This window comes from Caulobacter sp. LARHSG274 (assembly GCF_052871235.1).
The window spans coordinates 28,470-48,099 of the sequence record NZ_JBIXJO010000022.1; the positions used below are offsets into that span (position 1 = coordinate 28,470).

Annotated in this window: 25 protein-coding genes; 17 read left to right on the forward strand and 8 right to left on the reverse strand. The window is 69.9% G+C overall.

Annotated elements, in window-relative coordinates; all coding sequences use genetic code 11:
* Nucleotides 1–26: 26 nt before the first annotated feature.
* Genes ACIPQB_RS23110 through ACIPQB_RS23125 form a run of 4 tightly spaced genes read left to right on the forward strand, consistent with a single transcriptional unit; the run spans nucleotide 27 to nucleotide 3,290 of the window.
* On the forward strand, nucleotides 27–656 hold the full coding sequence (locus tag ACIPQB_RS23110) for a YceI family protein (protein WP_446487597.1): 630 nt from the start codon (nucleotides 27–29) through the stop codon (nucleotides 654–656).
* A gap of 58 nt (nucleotides 657–714) precedes the next feature.
* The gene (locus ACIPQB_RS23115; RefSeq protein ID WP_446487598.1) at nucleotides 715–2,058 is read left to right on the forward strand and encodes a YceI family protein; all 1,344 of its coding nucleotides are present in this window, start codon (nucleotides 715–717) and stop codon (nucleotides 2,056–2,058) included.
* Nucleotides 1,989–2,966 carry an L-threonylcarbamoyladenylate synthase gene (locus ACIPQB_RS23120; RefSeq protein ID WP_446487599.1) on the forward strand — a complete coding sequence of 326 codons (978 nt, stop codon included), beginning with the start codon at nucleotides 1,989–1,991 and terminating at the stop codon, nucleotides 2,964–2,966. Before ACIPQB_RS23115 ends, ACIPQB_RS23120 begins: the two co-directional genes overlap by 70 nt.
* Nucleotides 2,967–2,972: 6 nt before the next feature.
* Nucleotides 2,973–3,290, forward strand: coding sequence for a 1-deoxy-D-xylulose-5-phosphate synthase (locus ACIPQB_RS23125; protein ID WP_446487600.1), 318 nt, complete (start codon nucleotides 2,973–2,975; stop codon nucleotides 3,288–3,290).
* On the opposite strand, the gene ACIPQB_RS23130 is transcribed toward ACIPQB_RS23125, so the two are convergent.
* Complete coding sequence (locus ACIPQB_RS23130) at nucleotides 3,287–3,685, reverse strand: type II toxin-antitoxin system VapC family toxin (protein WP_446487601.1); 399 nt, start codon at nucleotides 3,683–3,685, stop codon at nucleotides 3,287–3,289. The two genes, ACIPQB_RS23125 and ACIPQB_RS23130, sit on opposite strands and share 4 nt — an antisense overlap.
* A complete protein-coding gene (locus ACIPQB_RS23135; protein WP_446487602.1) occupies nucleotides 3,682–3,966 on the reverse strand; it encodes a type II toxin-antitoxin system VapB family antitoxin in 285 nt (94 codons plus the stop codon). The genes ACIPQB_RS23130 and ACIPQB_RS23135 overlap by 4 nt, the downstream gene beginning before the upstream one ends.
* Nucleotides 3,967–4,033: 67 nt before the next feature.
* On the opposite strand from ACIPQB_RS23135, the gene ACIPQB_RS23140 reads away from it, so the two are divergent.
* Nucleotides 4,034–5,443 (forward strand): FAD-binding oxidoreductase, encoded by a 1,410-nt coding sequence (locus tag ACIPQB_RS23140; protein ID WP_446487603.1) that lies wholly within the window; start codon nucleotides 4,034–4,036, stop codon nucleotides 5,441–5,443.
* Nucleotides 5,444–5,458: 15 nt separating this feature from the next.
* On the opposite strand, the gene ACIPQB_RS23145 is transcribed toward ACIPQB_RS23140, so the two are convergent.
* Nucleotides 5,459–5,902, reverse strand: a complete 444-nt coding sequence (locus ACIPQB_RS23145) for a hypothetical protein (RefSeq protein WP_446487604.1) — start codon at nucleotides 5,900–5,902, stop codon at nucleotides 5,459–5,461.
* A gap of 81 nt (nucleotides 5,903–5,983) precedes the next feature.
* On the opposite strand from ACIPQB_RS23145, the gene ACIPQB_RS23150 reads away from it, so the two are divergent.
* The 6 genes from ACIPQB_RS23150 (at nucleotide 5,984) to ACIPQB_RS23175 (ending at nucleotide 10,853) form a co-directional block, all read left to right on the forward strand.
* Nucleotides 5,984–6,124, forward strand: a complete 141-nt coding sequence (locus tag ACIPQB_RS23150) for a hypothetical protein (RefSeq protein ID WP_446487605.1) — start codon at nucleotides 5,984–5,986, stop codon at nucleotides 6,122–6,124.
* A 33-nt stretch (nucleotides 6,125–6,157) separates the two neighbouring features.
* The gene (gene yaaA, locus ACIPQB_RS23155) at nucleotides 6,158–6,925 is read left to right on the forward strand and encodes a peroxide stress protein YaaA (protein WP_446487606.1); all 768 of its coding nucleotides are present in this window, start codon (nucleotides 6,158–6,160) and stop codon (nucleotides 6,923–6,925) included.
* Nucleotides 6,926–7,019: 94 nt separating this feature from the next.
* Nucleotides 7,020–7,817, forward strand: a complete 798-nt coding sequence (locus ACIPQB_RS23160) for a 3-hydroxybutyrate dehydrogenase (protein WP_446487607.1) — start codon at nucleotides 7,020–7,022, stop codon at nucleotides 7,815–7,817.
* A gap of 28 nt (nucleotides 7,818–7,845) precedes the next feature.
* Nucleotides 7,846–8,919 (forward strand): patatin-like phospholipase family protein, encoded by a 1,074-nt coding sequence (locus ACIPQB_RS23165; protein ID WP_446487608.1) that lies wholly within the window; start codon nucleotides 7,846–7,848, stop codon nucleotides 8,917–8,919.
* A gap of 54 nt (nucleotides 8,920–8,973) precedes the next feature.
* Nucleotides 8,974–9,468 (forward strand): NUDIX hydrolase, encoded by a 495-nt coding sequence (locus ACIPQB_RS23170; protein WP_446487609.1) that lies wholly within the window; start codon nucleotides 8,974–8,976, stop codon nucleotides 9,466–9,468.
* Nucleotides 9,465–10,853, forward strand: coding sequence for an L-serine ammonia-lyase (locus tag ACIPQB_RS23175; RefSeq protein WP_446487610.1), 1,389 nt, complete (start codon nucleotides 9,465–9,467; stop codon nucleotides 10,851–10,853). The genes ACIPQB_RS23170 and ACIPQB_RS23175 overlap by 4 nt, the downstream gene beginning before the upstream one ends.
* Before the next feature lie 9 nt (nucleotides 10,854–10,862).
* On the opposite strand, the gene ACIPQB_RS23180 is transcribed toward ACIPQB_RS23175, so the two are convergent.
* Together ACIPQB_RS23180 and ACIPQB_RS23185 are read right to left on the reverse strand one after the other, a co-directional pair.
* Nucleotides 10,863–12,302, reverse strand: coding sequence for an aldehyde dehydrogenase family protein (locus tag ACIPQB_RS23180; RefSeq protein WP_446487611.1), 1,440 nt, complete (start codon nucleotides 12,300–12,302; stop codon nucleotides 10,863–10,865).
* A 111-nt stretch (nucleotides 12,303–12,413) separates the two neighbouring features.
* Complete coding sequence (locus ACIPQB_RS23185; RefSeq protein ID WP_446487612.1) at nucleotides 12,414–12,884, reverse strand: NUDIX domain-containing protein; 471 nt, start codon at nucleotides 12,882–12,884, stop codon at nucleotides 12,414–12,416.
* 177 nt (nucleotides 12,885–13,061) lie between these two features.
* Here ACIPQB_RS23185 and ACIPQB_RS23190 point away from each other — a divergent pair, with 177 nt between their 5' ends.
* From ACIPQB_RS23190 to ACIPQB_RS23210, 5 genes are all read left to right on the forward strand, one after another.
* The gene (locus ACIPQB_RS23190) at nucleotides 13,062–13,817 is read left to right on the forward strand and encodes an SDR family oxidoreductase (RefSeq protein ID WP_446487613.1); all 756 of its coding nucleotides are present in this window, start codon (nucleotides 13,062–13,064) and stop codon (nucleotides 13,815–13,817) included.
* 27 nt (nucleotides 13,818–13,844) lie between these two features.
* Nucleotides 13,845–14,258: a dihydroneopterin aldolase gene (folB, locus tag ACIPQB_RS23195; RefSeq protein WP_446487614.1), complete on the forward strand. Its 414-nt coding sequence runs from the start codon at nucleotides 13,845–13,847 to the stop codon at nucleotides 14,256–14,258.
* Nucleotides 14,255–14,833 carry a hypothetical protein gene (locus ACIPQB_RS23200; protein ID WP_446487615.1) on the forward strand — a complete coding sequence of 193 codons (579 nt, stop codon included), beginning with the start codon at nucleotides 14,255–14,257 and terminating at the stop codon, nucleotides 14,831–14,833. Before folB ends, ACIPQB_RS23200 begins: the two co-directional genes overlap by 4 nt.
* A 93-nt stretch (nucleotides 14,834–14,926) precedes the next feature.
* On the forward strand, nucleotides 14,927–15,298 hold the full coding sequence (locus ACIPQB_RS23205) for a DUF4870 family protein (protein WP_446487616.1): 372 nt from the start codon (nucleotides 14,927–14,929) through the stop codon (nucleotides 15,296–15,298).
* Between the two features lie 2 nt (nucleotides 15,299–15,300).
* Complete coding sequence (locus ACIPQB_RS23210; protein WP_446487617.1) at nucleotides 15,301–15,702, forward strand: DUF4870 family protein; 402 nt, start codon at nucleotides 15,301–15,303, stop codon at nucleotides 15,700–15,702.
* A gap of 326 nt (nucleotides 15,703–16,028) precedes the next feature.
* Here the strand turns inward: ACIPQB_RS23210 and ACIPQB_RS23215 are convergent, their stop codons facing one another.
* Genes ACIPQB_RS23215 through ACIPQB_RS23225 form a run of 3 tightly spaced genes read right to left on the reverse strand, consistent with a single transcriptional unit; the run spans nucleotide 16,029 to nucleotide 18,867 of the window.
* Nucleotides 16,029–17,699 carry a M28 family metallopeptidase gene (locus ACIPQB_RS23215; protein WP_446487641.1) on the reverse strand — a complete coding sequence of 557 codons (1,671 nt, stop codon included), beginning with the start codon at nucleotides 17,697–17,699 and terminating at the stop codon, nucleotides 16,029–16,031.
* A gap of 43 nt (nucleotides 17,700–17,742) precedes the next feature.
* The gene (locus tag ACIPQB_RS23220; RefSeq protein WP_446487642.1) at nucleotides 17,743–17,865 is read right to left on the reverse strand and encodes a hypothetical protein; all 123 of its coding nucleotides are present in this window, start codon (nucleotides 17,863–17,865) and stop codon (nucleotides 17,743–17,745) included.
* Between the two features lie 24 nt (nucleotides 17,866–17,889).
* Nucleotides 17,890–18,867, reverse strand: coding sequence for a threonine ammonia-lyase (locus tag ACIPQB_RS23225; protein WP_446487618.1), 978 nt, complete (start codon nucleotides 18,865–18,867; stop codon nucleotides 17,890–17,892).
* 136 nt (nucleotides 18,868–19,003) lie between these two features.
* On the opposite strand from ACIPQB_RS23225, the gene ACIPQB_RS23230 reads away from it, so the two are divergent.
* The gene (locus ACIPQB_RS23230; RefSeq protein ID WP_446487643.1) at nucleotides 19,004–19,573 is read left to right on the forward strand and encodes an acyloxyacyl hydrolase; all 570 of its coding nucleotides are present in this window, start codon (nucleotides 19,004–19,006) and stop codon (nucleotides 19,571–19,573) included.
* Nucleotides 19,574–19,630: the final 57 nt, after the last annotated feature.

The window sequence follows — 19,630 nt, forward strand, 5'->3', positions numbered from 1 at the left end:
GTCGCTGTCACAATTTGGAGACTTTCATGAACCGCCGCATCGCCCCCTCGCTCTTCAGGGGCGCCATCCTGGCCGGCGCTCTCCTGTCCGCGTCCGTCGTCCTCCCGGCCGTGGCCTCCGCCCAGGTCGCGACCGATCCGGCCCAGGCTCCCGCCGGCAACTGGACGCTCGACAAGCGCCACGCCAGCCTGACCATGCGAGTCCGCCACTTCGGCACCTCGAACTACACCTTCCGCTTCGCCCAGGGCGCCATCGACGGCTCCTATGCCTATGACCCGGCCAAGCCGCTGGACACCAAGGTGTCGATCACCATCGACGCCACGGCCGTCGACACCGGCCTGCCGGACTTCAACAAGGAAATCGGCACCGATCCGAAGTTCTTCAACGGCGCCCAGTACCCGAAGATCACCTTCGTCTCGACCAAGATCGAGCCGGGCAAGCTGACCGGCGACCTGACCTTCCGCGGCGTGACCAAGTCGGTCACCCTCGACGCCAAGTACAACGGCTTCGCCAAGACTCCGTTCGGCTCGCAGATCATGGGCTTTTCGGCGACCGGCAAGATCAAGCGCTCGGACTTCGGCTTCACCCATCTGGTCCCGATGGTCGGCGACGACGTCGACCTGCTGATCGAGGCCGAGTTCAATCCCAAGAAATAAGTTTCGGCCCAAGAAGTAAGCTCCGGCCGAACGACGACGCCTAGAGACGAGGTACGGCATGACCGCCGAGACGACCCAAGAGACCGCCTCGGCGGCGGCCGGCGCACGTCGCTACACGACGGTGGCGATCACCCTGCACTGGCTGATCGCCGCCGCCATCGTCTTCCAGATCATCCTGGGCCTAAGGATGGCCTCCGAGCCCAAGGGACCGGCCACCTACGCCATCTTCCAGCTGCACAAGTCGATCGGCGTCACCATCCTGCTGCTCAGCCTGGCGCGCCTGGCCTGGCGGCTGTTCCACAAACCGCCGCCGCATCCGGCCGGGCAGGCGCGCTGGGAGACGGTCGCCTCGCAGATCGTGCATGCGGCCTTCTATGTGATCATGATCGGCCTGCCGCTGACCGGCTGGATCATGGTCTCGGCCAGCAAGCTGACCATTCCGACCGTGCTCTATGGCGCGATCCCCTGGCCGCACCTGCCCTTCCTGCCGGAGCTGGCGGCCGGGCCCAAGCACCTGTGGCATGAGATCGGCGAGACCGGCCACGGCCTGCTGGTCTATCTGACCTTCGGCCTGCTGGCCCTGCACCTGGGAGCGGTGGCCAAGCACCAGCTCCTCGATCGCGACGAGGTGTTCGGCCACATGGCGGCCGGCGCGAAGCCGGGCTGGAAGGAGCCGCGGGCCTGGCTGGCGGCCGCCGGCCTGGTCGCGGTGATCGCCGCCGGCTATCTCTACAAGCCGGCCGTCAAGCCCCACGCCGCACCCGCCGCGCCGGCCAACATCGCCGACGCCCAGGTCAGGGCGCCGAGCGCCGAACCGGCGACGCCCGCCACCGCCGCTCCCACGGCCGCGACGCCGCCTGCGGCCGAACCCGCCGCCCCGGCCGCGCCGGACACGGCCCTGAAGGACCCCGTCGCCTGGACCGTGGCCAAGAGCTCCACCCTGGGCTTCACCGCCAGCTGGGCCGGCGACGCCATCGAGGGCCAGTTCACGCGCTGGACCGCCGATATCCTGTTCTCGCCGCAGGCCCTGGACCGCTCGAAACTGACCGTCAGCATCGACATGGCCTCAGCCAGCACCGGCGACGCGCAGCGCGATTCCAGCCTGCCCAGCGACGACTTCTTCGCTACGGCCAGCCATCCCAAGGCGACCTTCACGGCCAGCAAGTTCCGCAAGACCGGCGAGGGCCGGTTCGTCGCCGACGGGACGCTGGAGCTGCGCGGGGTCAAGAAGCCGCTCAGCCTGCCCTTCAGCCTGAAGATCGACGGCGACACGGCCACGGCCCGCGGTGTAACCACCCTCGACCGGACGGCGTTCGGCGTGGGACAGGGCGAATGGGCGTCGACGGATCAGATCGGTGGCAAGGTGAAGGTCAGCTTCGCCATCACCGCCAAGAGGACATAGAGGCCGCGGCGCGGGCCCTCCGGGCCGGCGGGCTGGTCCTGCTGCCGACTGAGACGGTCTACGGCCTGGGTGCCGACGCGGCCGATCCGACGGCGGTGGCGGCGATCTTCGCGGCCAAGGGCCGGCCGCGCTTCAATCCGCTGATCGCCCATGTCGCCGACCTGGAGACCGCCGCGCGGATCGCCGTGCTCGACGCCCGGGCCCTGGCCCTGGCCGAGGCGTTCTGGCCGGGGCCCCTGACCCTGGTGGCCCCGGTCCGCGACGCCGCCGCCGTCTGCGACCTGGCCCGGGCGGGGCTGGACACCGTCGCCGTCCGCGTGCCGGGCCATCCGCTGTCGCGGGCCGTGCTGGCGGCGTTCGGCGGCGCGGTGGTCGCCCCCTCGGCCAACCGCTCAGGCCGGCCCAGCCCGACCACCTTCCAGGACGCCTTCGACGAGACCGGCGACAAGGCCGCCGTCGCCCTCGACGGCGGCCCGTGCGCGGTGGGCCTGGAATCCACCGTCGTCGCGGTACTCGACGGCCCGCCGCGCCTGCTGCGGCCCGGCGCCGTCACCCGCGCCCAGCTGGAGGCCGTGGTCGGTCCGTTGGCCGAGGCCGCCGGCGACGCCAAGCGTTCGCCCGGCCGCCTGGCCCTGCACTACGCCCCCGACGCGCCGGTGCGGATCAACGCCGCGGCCCCGGCGGCGGGCGAAGCGTTCCTGGCGTTCGGACCCTGGCCGGACGGGGAGGGAGTGTTCAACCTCAGCCCGTCCGGCGACCTGACCGAGGCGGCCGCCAATCTGTTCTCATTCCTCCGCGCCGCCGACCGCATCAGGCCGACGGCCATCGCCGTGGCCCCAATTCCCGACGAGGGCCTGGGCGAGGCGATCAACGACCGACTGAGACGGGCGGCAGGGTTCGTGGGATAAGGCCCGATGAAATTCCGCATCATGTACCTCGAAGACAAGTCCAAGGGCCTGAACGGGCCTGCGCGGATCGGGCGTGTCGGACTCTCCAAGACCGGAGAGACGCTCTACTACGCCGGCCGCACGTTCGAAGCGCTGCGGAACTCGGGCCTGAAGGCCAATTTCAGCGACGCTGAGACCGGCCAGCCGTTCTGGATCGCCAAGGCGCGCAAGGGCGGCGACGACCGGCTGTACAAGGGCGCGGGCGATCCTCCGGTGATCGATGAGGATGTGCGCGAGGAATACTGGCGCGACGTGCGGGGCGTGCCGGATCCGGCAGCGAGTTAGACATCCAACGCCGAGCGGACGTCGGTCATCCGAAAGTCGTCGCCTTTGTAGAGCAAAGGCGCGTCCAGCGACTTGGCCAGGGCGTAGGCGAAGCAGTCGGCGAGGTTGAGCCGTGCCGGGTGGCGGCCCTTGCCGAATTTCAGGTAGGCGTCGAGAGCCGAGGCGTCGATCACAGGTTCGGAGGCGATCTGAACTCGATAGTTGGAAAGCCATTCGCCGAAGCCTTCGCGCGAAACAAAATGGCCTCGCCCCGTCAGAACGACACCGGTCTCGACGTAATTGATCGGAGAGATCAGAATCTCGCTTGCTGTCTCGATGGCCTGGATGAAGGCGGGCCTGTCCGGCTCGAAAGTCCCGATGGCCACCAGCGCCGAGCTATCGACAACGATCCTCACGAATCCGACACGTCATAGCCGGGGATCTCATTGAGCTCGTCGAAATCGGCTTTGGTGATCGGCGGTAGAAGACCCGCCAGCGCTTCGGGCGTCAGATACTTCCTGGTGATCGCGTCCATTTCCGCGACGCTCCGAGGCCGATGCGGTCGCGCCTCGCTGCGCTTGGCCGCCAGGCGTTCGCGCACCGCGATCTCGACCGCGGTGGTCAGGCTCTCGCCGGTCAGTTCGGCCAGTTCGCGCACCGCGCGCTCGGCCTCGGGGTTCTTGATCAGGATGCCCATGACGGTCTCCATATAGACGGCAGTATATACTGACAGCGACCGTCCAGAAAGCGTATCCTCCGCGCCCATGACCAAGCCCGTGCCCGCCGACACCCTGTCCCGCCTGAAGGTCGTGCTCGGCGCGGGCGGGTGGAGCCAGGACCCCGATCGCCTGGCCCCCAAGCTGCAGGAATGGCGCGGGCGCTGGACGGGCCAGACGCCGCTGCTGGTCCTGCCGCGCTCGACGGCGGAGGTCGCCGCGGTGGTCGGGATCTGCGCCGCCGACGGCGTGGCGATCACCCCGCAGGGCGGCAACACCGGACTTGTCGCCGGCCAGATTCCCCAGGGCGAGATCCTGCTGTCGACCGAGAGGCTGACGGCGGTGCGCGACGTCGACGCCTTCGACGACGTGATGGTGCTGGAGGCGGGCGTCACCCTGGCCGCCGCCCACGAGGCCGCCCTGTCGGCGGGCCGGCGCTTTCCGCTCAGCCTGGCCTCGGAGGGGTCCTGCACCATCGGCGGCCTGGCCTCGACCAACGCCGGCGGCACGGCGGTGCTGCGCTATGGGGTGATGCGCGACCAGATCCTGGGCATCGAGGCGGTGCTGCCCAATGGCGAGGTCTGGAACGGCCTCAAGCGCCTGCGCAAGGACAACACCGGCTATGATCTCAAGCACCTGCTGATCGGGGCCGAGGGCACGCTGGGGGTGATCACCGCCGTCAGCCTGAAGCTCCATCCGCTGCTGGCCTCGCGTTGCGTGGCGATCGCCGCGGTGGCCACGCCGCAGGACGCCATCGCCCTGCTGGCCCGCGCCAAGGACGAGACCGGCGGGGCGGTCGAGGCCTTCGAGCTGATGAGCCGGTTGGGCGTGGCCTTCGCCTTGAAGAACATCCCCGGCCTGCGCGAGCCGCTGGAGGCTGTGCATCCCTGGTACGTGCTGGTCGAGACCGCCTCGGGCGAGCCCGGCGCGGCCGAGGCGGCCATGGAGCGGCTGCTGGCCGGGGCGCTGGAAGGCGGCCTGATCCAGGACGCCGCCGTCGCTCAATCCGACGCCCAGGCCCACGCCTTCTGGGCGGTGCGCGAGAACCAGTCCGGCGGCCAGAAGCCCGAGGGCGCGGCCTGGAAGCACGACGTCTCGGTGCCGGTCTCCAAGGTCGCCGCCTTCATCGATCAGGCCACGGCGGCGGTCGAGCGACTGTCGCCCGGCGTCCGCGTCGTCGCCTTCGGTCATGTCGGCGACGGCAATGTCCATTACGACGTGCTGCGGGCCGAGGGCGCGGCCGACGATCCCCACGACGCCCTGCGCGACGCGGGCGCGCGGATCGTCCACGACATCGTCGCAGCCCTCGACGGCTCGATCAGCGCCGAGCATGGCCTGGGGACGATGAAGTCGGTGGAAGCCTTGCGCTACAAGAGCCCGGTCGAGATCGAAGCCCTGCGCGCCGTGCGCGCGGCCCTGGACCCCAAGCGGATCATGAACCCGCGGGTGCTGTTCTAGGCGAAATCCCGAGCCTCAGGCCGAGTAGGCGCCGTTGACGATGTACCGGGTGATGACGAAGGCGCCGGCCGCCGCCCCGGCGGCGTGGCTGGCGAGGCTCAGTTCCAGGCCCCGGCGCACCGTCCGCTCCAGCTCCTTGACCCGCGCGGCGTTGACGGCGGCGTTGGGTCCGGGCGCGAGGTTCAGGGCCGTGGGTACGAACACGCTGGCGATGGTGCTGGGCGCCCCGACGCCGTTGCGCTGGACCGATACATTGATCTGATTGGCCGGCGCGTTCTGGCGATCGACCCGCCAGTTGAACACGTTGGCGAGGAAGGTGCCGGGATTGCCGAACATGTTGCCGGCGGTGACCTGGCCGATGGCGTTGGCGACCTGTTGGGCGGTATTGGGCGGCAGGGGCGCCGGCAGGGCGGGGCCGGTCGCGCCTGCGCCGGCGACGGCGATAACTCCAAGCGGCATGCCTGGTCTCCATGTTCTGGATTTGGGGGAACGCCACCGCCGAGCGGCGTCCACCGCTCAGGTTGCAGGACAGAACCGGAAATGGTCACGCTCGTCAAGAACGGCGCACCGTTCGACACAGAGCATCGCGCGGAAAAGTGGCCGCCGGTTTTCCGCAAAGCGATGCGAAAACAAAAAACTAGAGCAAGCCAGGCGATGCCAACATCGCGCAGCTTGCTCTAGCCGCCGTCGCCTGAAGTCTCTATCTCCCCGCCCATGCTGATGGTCATCTCCCCCGCCAAGTCGCTGGACTTCACCGCGCCGGACCAGGTCCTGCCGCTGACGACGCCCGAGCTGAAGCCGCAGATCGCCGAGCTGGCCAAGGTGGCGCGCAAGCTGACGGCGGCCGACCTGCGGCGGCTGATGCACATCTCCGAGAAGCTGGCGACCCTGAACCACGAGCGCTTCCAGCGCTTCGACGCCCAGGTCGAGGAGGGGCTGCAGGCGGTGATCGCCTTCAATGGCGACGTCTATGCCGGCCTGGCGGCGCGCGAGCTCGACCGTCCGGCCCTGGAATGGGCCCAGGACCACCTGCGGATCCTGTCGGGCCTCTATGGCGTGCTGCGGCCGCTGGACGCCCTGCAGGCCTATCGGCTGGAGATGGGCACGCGGCTGAAGACCAAGCGCGGCGCCAATCTCTACGACTTCTGGGGCGAGACCATCGCCAAGACCCTGAACGCCGCCGTCCAGGATCACGCCGACCCGACCGTGGTGAACCTGGCCAGCCAGGAATATTTCGGGGCCGTCGACGCCAAGGCCCTGAAGCCGCCGACCGTGACCTGCCACTTCAAGGAAGAGAAGGGCAACGCCCTTCGGGTGCTGGGCTTCTACGCCAAGAAGGCCCGCGGCCGCATGGCCCGCTACGCCGTCGACCATCGCATCGACCAGGCCGAGGCGCTCAAGGCCTTCGACCTGGACGGCTACCGCTACCGGCAGGATCTCTCGACCCCGGCCGACTGGGTTTTCGCTCGCCCCCAGCCCTGAATTCATCTATCGATGAATTTATAAGCGCTCGCCCGCCGCCGAGGCCGGCTGTATGTTGCGCCGCAACAAGACGGGCAGTCTCAAGGAGTGCGCGATGGCGGTGGATTTCGGGTTGCAGGGACAGGTCGCGATCGTCACCGGTTCGACCAGCGGCATCGGCCACGCCCTGGCCGACGCCCTGGCCGCCCAAGGGGTCAACGTCGTCCTCAACGGCCTGGGCGAGATGACCGCCATCGAAAAGACCCGCGCCGCCCTGGCCGAGAAGCACGGCGTCGAGGTGCTTTACAACGGCGCCGACATGACCAAGCCCGGCCAGATCGCCGAGATGGTGGCCGCCGCCAAGGCCGAGTTCGGCGAGCTGGACATCCTGGTCAACAACGCCGGCGTCCAGCACGTGGCCCCGATCGAAGACTTCCCGACCGATCAGTGGGACCTGATCATCGCCATCAACCTGTCCTCGGCCTTCCACGCCACCAAGGCGGCGGTGCCGATCATGAAGGAGCAGGGGCGCGGGCGGATCGTCAACATCGCCTCGGCCCACGGCCTGGTCGCCTCTCCGTTCAAGTCGGCCTATGTCGCCGCCAAGCACGGCATATTGGGCCTGACCAAGACCGTCGCCCTGGAGACCGCCACCTTCGGCGTCACCTGCAACGCCATCTGCCCCGGCTTCGTGAAGACCCCGCTGGTCGAGGCCCAGATCACCGACCAGGCCAAGGCCCGCGGCATCAGCGAGGAGGCGGTGATGAAGGACGTCATCCTCGCCGCCCAGCCGACCAAGCAGTTCGTGACCTTCGAGCAGCTGTCGGGCCTGCTGCTCTATCTGGTCTCCGAGGCCGGCGCCTCGGCCAACGGGGCCTCGTTCGCCATCGACGGCGGCTGGACGGCCCAATAGGGCGCGATCTCCCGAACCGGAGCGCCCCATGCCCATCGGCCCGCTGAAGAGGAAACCCAAGGGCCCGCGCCCGATCAGCCTGGCCCTGCAGGGCGGCGGCGCGCACGGGGCCTTCGAGTGGGGCGTGCTCGACCGCCTGCTGGAGGAGGAGGGCCTGGAGATTCAGGCCGTGACCGCCGCCTCGGCCGGGGCGATGAACGCCGTCTGCCTGGCCCAGGGCCTGCTGGAGGGCGGCGCCGACGGCGGGCGCGCCGCCGCCAAGGCCAGGCTCGAATCCTACTGGCGGCAGGTCAACCGCAACGGCGGGCGCAACGTGTTCGGCGACACCAGCATCTGGACCAACGCCTTCGCCGGCGGCGCCGACTGGCTCAAGAACACCCCCGGCTGGCGGCTGGCCGAGACCTTCGCCCTGTCGCTCAGCCCCTATGAGTTCAATCCGTTCAACCTCAATCCGCTGCACGACATCCTTGAGGCGGAGATCGACTTCGAGGCCCTGCGCCAGCGCTCGCCGATCAAGCTCTACATCGCCGCCACCGCCGTGCGCACCAGCCGCGCGAAGGTGTTCCGCGACAGCGAGCTGACCGTGCGTCACATCATGGCCAGCGCCTGCCTGCCGCAGCTGTTCCAGGCCGTGGAGATCGACGGCGAGCCCTATTGGGACGGCGGCTTCCTGGCCAATCCGCCGCTGTGGCCGCTGTTCTACGACAAGACGCCCGACGACATCCTGGTGGTCACCCTCAACCCGTTCGTCCGGGAGGAGACGCCCAAGACCCCGGGCGAGATCATGGACCGGCTCAACGAAATCACCTTCAACGCCGCCCTGGCCTCGGAGCTGCGGGCCATCGCCTTCGTCCAGAAGCTGCTCGACGAGGGACTGCTGAAGGACAACGCCCGCGGCCGCTACCGGCGGATGCTGCTGCACGCCATCACCGCCGACAAGCCGCTGGCCGACCTGTCCCTGGCCAGCAAGTTCGACACCGAATGGAGCTTCCTGACCGACCTGAAGGCCCGTGGCCGGCTGGCGGCCGACGCCTGGCTGGGCGACTGCCTGACCAAGGTGGGGGTCAGTTCCAGCCTCGACCTGCGGGTCGGCTTTCCATGAGACTGGCGGCCTTCATCGCGCTTGACTGGAGGCGGGCCGGGCGTATCTGACGCCATGGCTTCCGCGTCCTTTCCCGTCCCCACCGTCGGCGTCGTCTGTCTGCGCGGCGACCAGGTGCTGCTGATCAAGCGCGGCACGCCGCCGCGCCTGGGCCAGTGGAGCCTGCCGGGCGGCCGGCTCGAATGGGGCGAGACCACCGCCGTCGCCGCCCTGCGGGAGCTTCGCGAGGAGACCGGCGTCGAGGCGCAGCTGCTGGGCCTGGTCGACGTGGTCGACGGCCTGTTCACCGCGCCGGCCGGCGGCGAGACCACCCGCCACTATCTGATGATCGACTACGCCGCCCGCTGGACGGCCGGCGAGCCGGTCGCCGGCGACGACGCGGCCGAGGCCCGGTTCGTGTCGCTGGACGCGGCCCTGGCCATGGTCGAGTGGGACGTGACCCGCGCAGTGATCGCCGCGACCTTCGAACGGTTCGGCCCGGCGGCGGCGGTGGAGGCGGGCGCGCCCCTGCCGGCCTCGCGCGTCCCAGGCGAACGGGAACTGCGATGACCGCCTCCGTCTTCGACCTGTTCAAGCTCGGCGTCGGTCCGTCGAGCAGCCACACCATGGGGCCGATGACGGCCGCCAACCTGTTCGTCGGACGGCTGCGCGAGGCCGGCAAGCTGGCGGACGTCGCCCGGGTGGAGACGCGGCTCTACGCCTCCCTGGCCCTGACCGGCCGCGGCCACGCCACCGACCGGGCGGTGATCCTGGGGCTGATGGGGTTTGCGCCAGCCACGCTGGATCCCGACGCCGGCGAGGCGGCCCTGGCCCAGGCCGCGGCCAGCCAGTGGGTCACCCTCGGCGGCGAGGTCGGCATCGGCTTCGATCCGGCCCGCGACATCGTCTGGGCCGGCCATGAGCGCCTGCCGCAGCATCCGAACGGCCTGACCTTCACCGCCTACGGCAAGGCGGGAGAGGTCCTGGCCGAGCGCACCTATTTCTCGATTGGCGGCGGCTTCGTCCGCGACGAGCGCGAGATGGGTCGCAATGTTCCGCCGGAGGCGGGGCCGGAGGTTCCCCACCCGTTCGAGTCCGGCGCCGACCTCCTGCAACGCGCCGCCGACGCCGGCCTGTCGATCGCCGGGGTGATGGGCGCCAACGAGTTGGCCCGGATGGACGAGGCGGCGCTGAACGCCGGCCTCGACGCCATCTTCGCGGCCATGGAGGCCTGCATCGAGCGCGGCATGCGCGAGACCGGCACCCTGCCCGGCGGTCTGTCGGTCAAGCGCCGGGCCCGGCAGATCCACCAGACCATCCAGGGCCGGATGGAGCGCCAGATCAGCGACCCGCTGGCGGCCATGGACTTCGTCAACCTGTGGGCCATGGCGGTCAATGAGGAGAACGCGGCCGGCGGCCGGGTGGTCACCGCCCCGACCAACGGCGCGGCCGGGCTGATCCCGGCGGTGCTGCGCTTCTACCACCGCTTCCACCAGGGCACGCCGCAGGGGGTGCGGACCTTCCTGCTGACGGCGGCGGCGATCGGCGCGCTCTACAAGCGCAACGCCTCGATCAGCGGGGCCGAGGTCGGCTGCCAGGGCGAGGTGGGCGTGGCCTGCTCGATGGCGGCGGCGGGCCTTTGCGCGGCCCTGGGCGGGACCAACGACCAGGTCGAGAACGCCGCCGAGATCGGCATGGAGCACAATCTGGGCCTGACCTGCGATCCGATCGGCGGCCTGGTCCAGATCCCCTGCATCGAGCGCAACGCCATGGGGGCGATCAAGGCCATCGACGCCGCCCGCCTGGCCCTGCTCGGCGACGGCCAGCACTCGGTGTCGCTGGACAAGGTGATCGCCACCATGAAGCGCACCGGCGAGGACATGAGCGAGATCTACAAGGAGACCTCGCTGGGCGGCCTGGCGGTGGGGCTGTCGGTCAACCGGGTGGAGTGCTGAGAGGCCCGATCACTCCGCCGCGATCTTGGCCGAATAGCCCAGCACCGCCTTGGTCTCGAGGAACTCGCCGAACGCGTGGTCGCCCCATTCGCGGCCGTTGCCGCTCATCTTGTAGCCGCCGAACGGCGCCATCAGGTCGGGACCGGCGCCGTTGAGGATCACCTGGCCGGCCCGCAGCCTTGAGGCCACCTCGCGCACCTGGTCGAGATCGGTCCCGGAGACATAGGCGGCCAGGCCGTATTCGGTGTCGTTGCCGATCTCGACCGCCTGGTCGACGCCGTCGTAGCCGAGGATGGCCAGCACCGGCCCGAAGATCTCCTCCCTGGCGATGGTCATGTCCGAGGTGACGTTGGCGAACACCGTCGGCTTGACATAGTAGCCGGTCTCCAGCCCCTCGGGCTTGCCGGGACCGCCGGTCACCAGGGTCGCGCCCTCGTCGATGCCCTTCTGGATCAGGCCCTGGATCTTGTTCCACTGCACTTCGGACACCACGGGACCGAGCTTGGCGTTGCCATTCGGGTCGCCGACCGTGTGGGCCTCGGCGGCGGTCCTGGCGATGGCGATCACCTCGTCCATCCGGGCCTGCGGGACCAGCATCCGGGTCGGGGCGTTGCACGACTGGCCCGAGTTCATCATCACCGAGGCCACCCCGCCGGCCACCGCCCGCTGGAAGTCGGCGTCGTCGAGCAGGATGTTGGGGCTCTTGCCGCCCAGTTCCTGGTGCACCCGCTTGACGGTCGGGGCGGCGTTGCGGGCCACCTCGATCCCGGCCCGGGTCGAGCCGGTGAACGACACCATGTCGACCTGCGGATGGGCGCTCAGCGCCGCGCCGACCGTCGGGCCGTCGCCATTGACCAGGTTGTAGACCCCGGCGGGCACGCCGGCGGCGGCCAGGATCTCGGTCCAGATCCAGGCTGAGAACGGGGCCACTTCCGAGGGCTTGAGCACCATGGTGCAGCCGGTGGCCAGCGCCGGCGCGACCTTGCAGGCGATCTGGTTGACCGGCCAGTTCCACGGCGTAATGAAGGCGCAGACCCCGATCGGCTCCTTGACCAGCCGGGTCGCGCCGCGGTCCTCCTCGAAGCGGTAGTCCTTGAGCACCTGTAGGGCGGTCTGGACGTGGGCCAGGCCCATGGCCGCCTGGGCGCGCTGGGCCAGCCAGGACGGAGCGCCCATCTCCTCGGTAATGGCCTTGGCCATGTCCTCGAAGCGCTTCTGGTACTCGACGACGATCCGCTCGAGCAGGTCGACCCGCTCTTCGCGGCTGGTCCGGGAGAAGCTGGCGAAGGCCTTGCGGGCGGCGCGGACCGCCAGGTCCACGTCCTCGGCCGTCCCCAGGGTCACCCGGCCGGCGACCTGCTCGGTGGCCGGATTGATCACGTCGACGGTCTTGGAACCCTTGGGCTCGACCCACTGGCCGTCGATGTAGAACTTCAGGTAGTCGCGCATGCCGTGCTCCTCCGGGGCGGGGCCGCGCTCATCCGAAAGGACGGCGGCCCGCGTTCAAACATTCATTTTGATGATCATTGATCACTAGAGCGGGCGCTTGATCAACCCGCCTCACCACATCGGATCGCAATCGGCGCCCTGCAAGGCCTCGGCGATCCGCCGGCGGGCGCCCCGGGTGATGCCGGCCGGCAGGGCGTCGAGGGCGAACCAGCCGACCTCGTGGATCTCGCCCTGGGCGGCGGCGGGGCAGGGCTCCCAGGCGTGGACGCGATAGAGCAACACATGGTCGCCCGGGTGCCGCGGCTCGTTGCTGTGCACCGAGACCAGGCTGGCGCGGCCCAGGACCCGCACGCCGGCCTCGTCGCGCAGCTCGTGGGCCAGGGCCTGCTCGGCCGTCTCGCGCCGCTCGACCCCGCCGCCGGGCAGGTGCCAGCCCGGCACATAGGTGTGCTGCACCAGCAGCACCCGGCCCTCGGCGTCGGTGACCAGGCCGCGCACCCCCAGGGTCAGCCCGCGGCGAAGGCGAAACCACGCATAGACCAGGGGACGGGTGAAGGGTTCGATACGGCGGCGCCAGAGCATGGCGGCAGGCTAGCGCGTCGCGGCCTTGCGGTCAGCCTCGCGCAGGGCTAAAGCCGCTGCATCGTTTCAGTCTGAACAACGGACCCGCGCCCATGCTCGCGATCGGCATCATCGCCATCTTCCTCGGCGTCATCTTCGCTCTCAACAAGTTCGAATTCGGCCGTATCGACTAGGCCGATGGCCACGCGCGGCGCGGCCCTCGTCACCGGCGCCGGCCGCCGGATCGGCAAGGCCCTGGCGCTGGAAGCGGCGCAGGCCGGTTTCGACGTCGCCGTGCATTGCCGGGCCGCGGCCGACGAGGCCCAGGCGGTCGCCGAGGCGATCGCCGCCCTGGGCCGGCGCACGGTGGTCCTGGCCGCCGAACTGACCGACGAGGCCCAGGCCGCCGGCCTGGTCGCCCGCGCCGAGGCCGAGCTGGGCCCGGTCACCCTGCTGGTCAACAGCGCCTCGACCTTCGAGGACGACCGCCTGGCCACGGCGACGCGCGGCAGCTGGGACGCTCACCTGGACGCCAACCTGCGGGCCCCGATCGTCCTGGCCCAGGCCTTCGCCGCCGCCCTGCCGGACGACCTCGCCGGCCAGATCGTCAATATCGTCGACCAGCGGGTGCTGCGGCCCAACCCGCAATTCTTCAGCTACAGCCTGTCCAAGGCCGGCCTGTGGTGGGCGACCCAGACCATGGCCCAGGCGCTGGCGCCGCGCATCCGCGTCAACGCCATCGGCCCCGGGCCGGTGTTGCCCTCGGTGCACCAAGCCCCCGGCGAGTTCGAGCGCGAGGCGGCAGGGACCCTGCTGCAACGCCCCGTCGAACTCGACGACCTGGCCGCCGCCCTGCGCTACCTCATTGACGCCGGGTCGGTCACGGGCCAGATGATCGCCGTCGACGCGGGTCAGCATCTGGGCTGGCGCACGCCGGACGTCGTCGGTTCCTGACCCCACAGCCTTAAGGGCCCTCTCGCCGTGTCCGCCCAGCCCCAGCCCCACGCCTCGCCCGAAACGCCGCAGCCCAGCCCGGGCCGGGTGATCGTCACCAAGGTGTTCGTGCGCGGCCTGAAGGTCGAGGCCTGGATCGGCGTCTACGACCATGAGCACGGCCGCCGCCAGCCCCTGGTCATCGACGTCGAGCTCGACGTCGCCGCCAGCCATTGCGAGACCCTGGGCGACACCGTCAATTACGAGACCATCCTGCGCGACGCCCAGGCCATCGCCGAGGCCGGCCACATCGACCTGGTCGAGACCTTCGCCGAGCGTCTGGCCCAGGCCGCCTTCGCCGACAGCCGCGTCACCCGCGCCCGGGTGCGGGTCGAAAAGCCCCTGGCCCTGGCCCCTCACGCCGCGGCGGCGGGCGTGGAAATCACCGCCGTCCGGGGGTGACCATCCTGGCCTACAGCGCCCGCCTCGCGCCGTTCCAGCCGGAGACGACCTGGACGCTGGAGGGCGCGGAGCTGGTCGAGCGCCGAGGCCCGCGCGAACGGCGCTTTGCGCTCAACGCCCTGACCGTCTTTCGCCTGGCCCGGCCGCGCGAGGGCGGCCGGCGGCGGGTGCTGACCCTGGCGTTCGGCCGCCGCAGGACTGTGCTGACCGCCCAGAGCTATGCCGGGCCCGGCCGCTTCGACGATCGCCTGGCCGCGTTTTCGCTGTTCGTCCGCGCTGTCGCCGCCGTCGCCGCCGACCTGTCGCCCTCAGGCAAGCGTGGGGGCGCCCGCTTCGAACGGGCCGGCGTCCTAGCCCCGCGCGAAGGCCTGACCTGGGTCATGGGCCTGCTGGCGGCGGGCACGGCGGTGATGCTGCTGCTGGCCTTCACCCCCGGCATGGCCGGAGCCGCCATTGCCATCGCCGCGCGCATGGCCTTCGTCCTGATCCTGCTGGCCGCGGTCCTGCCCTGGCTGGGCCGCGGCGAAGGGCTGGACCCGCACGCTTTGCCGGACGAACTGCTGCCGCTGGGATGATCGCTCCTCCCCCGTTGCACGGGGGAGGAGAAGATCGCCCGCCTTACACGACCTTCATTTGCATCGGCGGCCGTCTTCGACGACCATCGTTCCATGACCCAGACCGATCCCTCCGACCCGGCCGTGCCGCCCGCCCTGCAGGACGACAAGACCATGCCGCTGGTGGTCTACGCCCTCTATCTGGTCGGGCTGTTCAACGGGCTGACGGCGGTGGTCGGGGTGATCCTGGCCTATATCAGCAAGGACGCCGCGCCCGAGTGGATGCAGAGCCACTACGTCTTCCAGATCCGCACCTTCTGGCTGTCGCTGCTGTTCACGGTGCTCGGCTTCATGCTGATGATCGTCGGCATCGGGTTCGTGATCGTCGCGGCCGTCTGGGTGTGGATGGCCGTGCGCTGCGTCCTGGGCCTGTCCTGGCTGCTGAAGGGCCAGGCCTATCCCACGCCCCGCAACTGGATGATCTGATGATGAGCGACCTGGCTCACACTCCCGATCGCGCGGAGGAGGACAAGCTCCTGCCGATCGTGGTCTACGCCCTCTACCTGCTGGGCTTCGTCAACGGCCTGACCTTTCTGGCCGGGCTGATCGTCGCCTATGTCAATCGCAGCGACGCGGGGCCGGTCAACGCCAGCCACTACACCTTCGCGATCCGCACCTTCTGGATGTCGATCGGCTGGTTCCTGGCCGCCCTGGCGCTGTTCCTGGTCGGCCTGGCCCTGTCGGTGGTGCTGATCGGCATTCCGCTGATCGTGCTGGCCTGCGCGATCTTCGGGGCGATCGGCCTGTGGTTCGCCGTGCGGACCATCCTGGGCCTGGTCCATCTCCTGCGCGGCGAGCCCTATCCGCGGCCGCAATCCTGGCTGATTTAGAGGCGCCGCGCCCGGCCGGCGCCCGTCGCCGCGCAGCTTGGGGCGCGGCTATCCCCTGGCGGTTGAGACCGCTCGACGCGGCGGCGGCGGTGGCGTCAGGTGCCGCTCCTTGCGAACGCGGTCATGGAGGGGGCGACATGACGGCTCGGCGCGTGGGATCATTCTGGGACTGATCCTGGCGACATCGGGTCCGTTATCGCGGGTTGCGGCGCCTTGGGGGACGGGGCGCAAACTCGGATTTCGGACCTTGCGAGCCGCACCGGCCGTTCGTGGGTGGGGCGGCGGCGATCATGGGGCTTTGATGCTCGCCGCCGCCCTGACCCGCCTTACTGCCGCTCGGCCTTGGTCTGGTCGCGCAGGGCCTTGAACTCCGACCCCGCCTGCCATTGCGGCCAGGCCCTGGAATTGGCCAGGTCGGCGCCGACTTCGTAGAACAGCCCGATGTCCTGGGCCTGGCCGCGCAAGTCCCAGTCGGCCCGCCATTCGTCGGCCGGCTGGTGATAGCGGTTGGCGGTGTAGTCGGCCTCGGCCTTTTCGCCCGCCTCCTTGCCGCCCTCGACCAGGTCTTCGCCCGAACCGACCGAGATGGCCGGCACGCCGCGCTTGGCGAACGGGAAGTGGTCCGAGCGATAGAAGTGGCCGGCCTGGGGCGAGGGGTCGGGTGTGAAATAGCGGCCGTGGGCCTTGGCCTTGGCGACCAGCAGGTCCTGCAGGTCGACCTTGCCGTCGCCCGAGGTGGTGATGTCCTTGGCCGGCCCGCTGGCCGACAGGGCGTCGATATTGAGGTCGCCGACCGTCTTGGCCAGCGGATAGAGCGGGTTGGAGGCGTAGTATTCCGAGCCCAGCAGGCCGCGCTCCTCGGCGGTGACGGCCAGGAACAGGATCGAGCGCTGCGGGGCCGGCTGGCTCTTGAAGGCCCGGGCCAGCTCCAGGATGGCGGCGATGCCATCGGCGTTGTCGATCGCGCCGTTATAGATCCTGTCGCCGCGCGCGTCGGGCTGGCCGACCCCCAGATGGTCCCAGTGGGCGCTGTAGATCACCGTCTCGTCGGGATGAACCGTGCCCTTGATGCGGCCGGCGATGTTCTTGGAGACGATCACCGCATGGTCGACGCCGTAATTGGCCGAGAAGGTCACGCCCTTCAGTTCCACCGGCTTGAAGTCGCGGCTTTGGGCCTGCTGCTTCAGCGCGTCGAAGTCCAGGCCCGCGGCCTTGAACAGGCCGACGGCCGTGTCGCGCTGGATCCAGGATTCCAGCGCCGGATGGGTCGCCTTGGGATCCTTGCGGACGATGTCGAACATCACGTTGGTGTTCGAGTTCTTGACCGTCGCCCAGCCGTAGGAGGCCGGCGCCGTTTCGTGGACGATCAGCACCCCGGCCGCGCCGCGGCGAGCGGCCTCCTCGAACTTGTAGGTCCAGCGGCCGTAATAGGTCATGGCCTTGCCGCCAAAGTCGCCCCCATTCTTGGTGCCTGGCCCGGTCTCGAAGTCGGGATCGTTGATCAGCACGACCAGGACCTTGCCCTTGACGTCCAAGCCCTTGAAATCGTCCCAATTGCGCTCGGGCGCCTTGACCCCATAGCCGACGAAGACGATCGGGGCGTCCTTGATCGCCACGCTGTCGACATTGGTCATGGCGGCGCGGATGGCGATCTGCTCGCCCTGGACCAGGGGAACGGATTGGCCGCCGGCCGTGAACCGGGCCTCGACCGGGCCCTTGATCTCGAACTTGCCCAGCGGCACGTCCTGGGTCCAGGCGCGGGTTCCATCCTTCTGCAGATCGCCGGCCGGCTCCAGGCCGATGGCCTTCATCTGGCCGACGATATAGGCGACCGCCTTGGTCTCGCCGGCCGTGGCCGGACCGCGGCCCTCGAACGCGTCCGACGACAGCACCTTGATGTGGGCCGACAGCCGGGCGGGGTCGATGTTGGGCGCGTCCGCCGCGTGGGCGAGCATGGGCGCGGCGATCAGGGCGGTCGCGAGCAGCAGGCGTTTCATCATCGGCACTCTTTGGAGCAGATCTTGGTCGTGGAGCGGGACCCTAGCGGGAGTGATGGGCGGCGGCTAGGGGGCCGCGCCGTGCGTCCTTCGAGGCCCGCTGCGCGGGCGCCTCAGGATGAGGAGCGTTGTTGCTGATTTCCTCATCCTGAGGTGCGAGGCGCAGCCGAGCCTCGAAGGACGCACGGCGTCAGATCTCCCCGCCCAATACCCGCCCATAGAGCGCCGGATCGACATTGCCGCCGGAGCAGACGATGGCCGCCGCCTTGCCGTTCAGGTCGATCTTGCCGGCCAGGCCCGCAGCCAAGGCGACGCAGCCGCCGGGCTCGACCACCAGCTTCAGCACCGAGAAGGCGTAGCGCATCGCGTCTGCGACCTCGGCGTCGGTGACGGCGGCGACGCCTGCCAGGTTGCGCTGGTTGATCGGCCAGGTCAGCTCGCCCGGCGTGGGGGTCAGCAAGGCGTCGCAGAACGAGCGGGCCTGCGGGTCGACGGTCTCGCGCCGGCCCGAGGCCAGGGAACGGCGGGTCTCGTCGAAGCCGGCCGGTTCGGCGCCCCAGATCGCCGTCGCCGGCGACAGCGCCTTGACCGCCGTCGAGACCCCGGCGATCAGCCCGCCGCCGCCCACCGGCGAGAGCACCAGGTCCAGATCGAGGTCGAGGGCGCGCGCCTGCTCGACGATCTCCAGCCCGACCGTGCCCTGGCCGGCGATGATGTGCGGGTCGTCATAGGACGGCACGACCACGCAGCCGCGCTCGGCGGCGATCTGGTCGGCGATGGCGACGCGGTCCTCGGTGAAGCGGTCATAGAACCGGATCTCGGCCCTGAAGCCGCGGGTGCCCTCGACCTTCACGGCCGGGGAGTCGCTGGGCATGACAATCAGGGCCGGGCAGTCCAGCAGCCGGGCCGCCAGAGCCACCCCCTGAGCGTGGTTCCCCGACGAGAACGCCACCACCCCGCGCCGGCGCTCGTCCTGGCTCAGCTGCGACAGGCGGTTATAGGCGCCGCGGAACTTGAAGGCCCCGGCCCGCTGCAGGGTCTCGGCCTTGATCAGCACCCGGCCGCCCAGGCGCTCGTTCAGGGCCGGGCTCTCGATCAGCGGCGTGCGGACGGCGCGGCCGGCCAGGCGGGCGGCGGCGGCCTGGATGTCGGACAGGGCGATGGTCATGACCAAGGTCTATCGCCGTCGGCGCGCCGCCGAAACCCTTTGCCAGCCCCGCCGTTCACGCCGTAAGAGAAAACACGATCCTGCTGGGGAGCATTCCGTGAACAAAGCCCTTCTCGCCGCCGCGGCCTGCGTCGCCATGGCCGTCGCCGTGCCGGCCGTCGCGGGCGAAGCCTTCGTCGGCGTCTACAAGCACGACGTCACCTTCATCGGCGACGCCGTCGGCCTGGGCGCCGCCGGCCGCGAGGACGGGGTCGACGTCCACCTCGGCTACCGCACCAACCGCCTTGAGAACCTGCGCTGGCTGGGCAAGCCGCAGGTCCACGCCATGGTCTCGATCAACAGCAAGAACACCTCCAACTTCGTGGCCGCCGGCTTCGACTGGCGGATCGAGCTGGGCCAGCCGGGTGGCTTCTACCTGCGTCCCGGCATGGGCCTGGCCTATACCGACGGCAAGGCCGGCCTGCCGCCCGCCAACGCCCCCAACATCAGCGACGAGGAGCGGGCCCGCCGCACCTATCTCTACTATCACCGCATCGACTTCGGCTCGAAGGTGCTGTTCGAGCCGGAACTGGCCCTGGGCTACGATCTTAGCGACAGCTGGTCGGCCGAGCTCAGCTACACCCACCTGTCGAACGGCCAGATCTTCCACCAGGGCAAGAACCAGGGACTTGACGACGCCGGGGTCCGGCTGGTCTACAAGTTCTGAACCGGGCGGCCCCCTTCTGGCGGGCCGTCACGCCGATCACAACAGATGAAACGTCCG

Bases quoted from the DNA above. Each gene is read 5' to 3' on its own strand.
- ACIPQB_RS23110 (WP_446487597.1), top strand. From the start codon at position 27: ATGAACCGCCGCATCGCCCCCTCGCTCTTCAGGGGCGCCATCCTGGCC.
- ACIPQB_RS23115 (WP_446487598.1), top strand. From the start codon at position 715: ATGACCGCCGAGACGACCCAAGAGACCGCCTCGGCGGCGGCCGGCGCA.
- ACIPQB_RS23120 (WP_446487599.1), top strand. From the start codon at position 1,989: ATGGGCGTCGACGGATCAGATCGGTGGCAAGGTGAAGGTCAGCTTCGC.
- ACIPQB_RS23125 (WP_446487600.1), top strand. From the start codon at position 2,973: ATGAAATTCCGCATCATGTACCTCGAAGACAAGTCCAAGGGCCTGAAC.
- ACIPQB_RS23135 (WP_446487602.1), bottom strand. From the start codon at position 3,966: ATGGGCATCCTGATCAAGAACCCCGAGGCCGAGCGCGCGGTGCGCGAA.
- ACIPQB_RS23140 (WP_446487603.1), top strand. From the start codon at position 4,034: ATGACCAAGCCCGTGCCCGCCGACACCCTGTCCCGCCTGAAGGTCGTG.
- ACIPQB_RS23145 (WP_446487604.1), bottom strand. From the start codon at position 5,902: ATGCCGCTTGGAGTTATCGCCGTCGCCGGCGCAGGCGCGACCGGCCCC.
- ACIPQB_RS23150 (WP_446487605.1), top strand. From the start codon at position 5,984: ATGGTCACGCTCGTCAAGAACGGCGCACCGTTCGACACAGAGCATCGC.
- yaaA (WP_446487606.1), top strand. From the start codon at position 6,158: ATGCTGATGGTCATCTCCCCCGCCAAGTCGCTGGACTTCACCGCGCCG.
- ACIPQB_RS23160 (WP_446487607.1), top strand. From the start codon at position 7,020: ATGGCGGTGGATTTCGGGTTGCAGGGACAGGTCGCGATCGTCACCGGT.
- ACIPQB_RS23165 (WP_446487608.1), top strand. From the start codon at position 7,846: ATGCCCATCGGCCCGCTGAAGAGGAAACCCAAGGGCCCGCGCCCGATC.
- ACIPQB_RS23170 (WP_446487609.1), top strand. From the start codon at position 8,974: ATGGCTTCCGCGTCCTTTCCCGTCCCCACCGTCGGCGTCGTCTGTCTG.
- ACIPQB_RS23175 (WP_446487610.1), top strand. From the start codon at position 9,465: ATGACCGCCTCCGTCTTCGACCTGTTCAAGCTCGGCGTCGGTCCGTCG.
- ACIPQB_RS23180 (WP_446487611.1), bottom strand. From the start codon at position 12,302: ATGCGCGACTACCTGAAGTTCTACATCGACGGCCAGTGGGTCGAGCCC.
- ACIPQB_RS23185 (WP_446487612.1), bottom strand. From the start codon at position 12,884: ATGCTCTGGCGCCGCCGTATCGAACCCTTCACCCGTCCCCTGGTCTAT.
- ACIPQB_RS23190 (WP_446487613.1), top strand. From the start codon at position 13,062: ATGGCCACGCGCGGCGCGGCCCTCGTCACCGGCGCCGGCCGCCGGATC.
- ACIPQB_RS23205 (WP_446487616.1), top strand. From the start codon at position 14,927: ATGACCCAGACCGATCCCTCCGACCCGGCCGTGCCGCCCGCCCTGCAG.
- ACIPQB_RS23210 (WP_446487617.1), top strand. From the start codon at position 15,301: ATGAGCGACCTGGCTCACACTCCCGATCGCGCGGAGGAGGACAAGCTC.
- ACIPQB_RS23215 (WP_446487641.1), bottom strand. From the start codon at position 17,699: ATGAAACGCCTGCTGCTCGCGACCGCCCTGATCGCCGCGCCCATGCTC.
- ACIPQB_RS23225 (WP_446487618.1), bottom strand. From the start codon at position 18,867: ATGACCATCGCCCTGTCCGACATCCAGGCCGCCGCCGCCCGCCTGGCC.
- ACIPQB_RS23230 (WP_446487643.1), top strand. From the start codon at position 19,004: ATGGCCGTCGCCGTGCCGGCCGTCGCGGGCGAAGCCTTCGTCGGCGTC.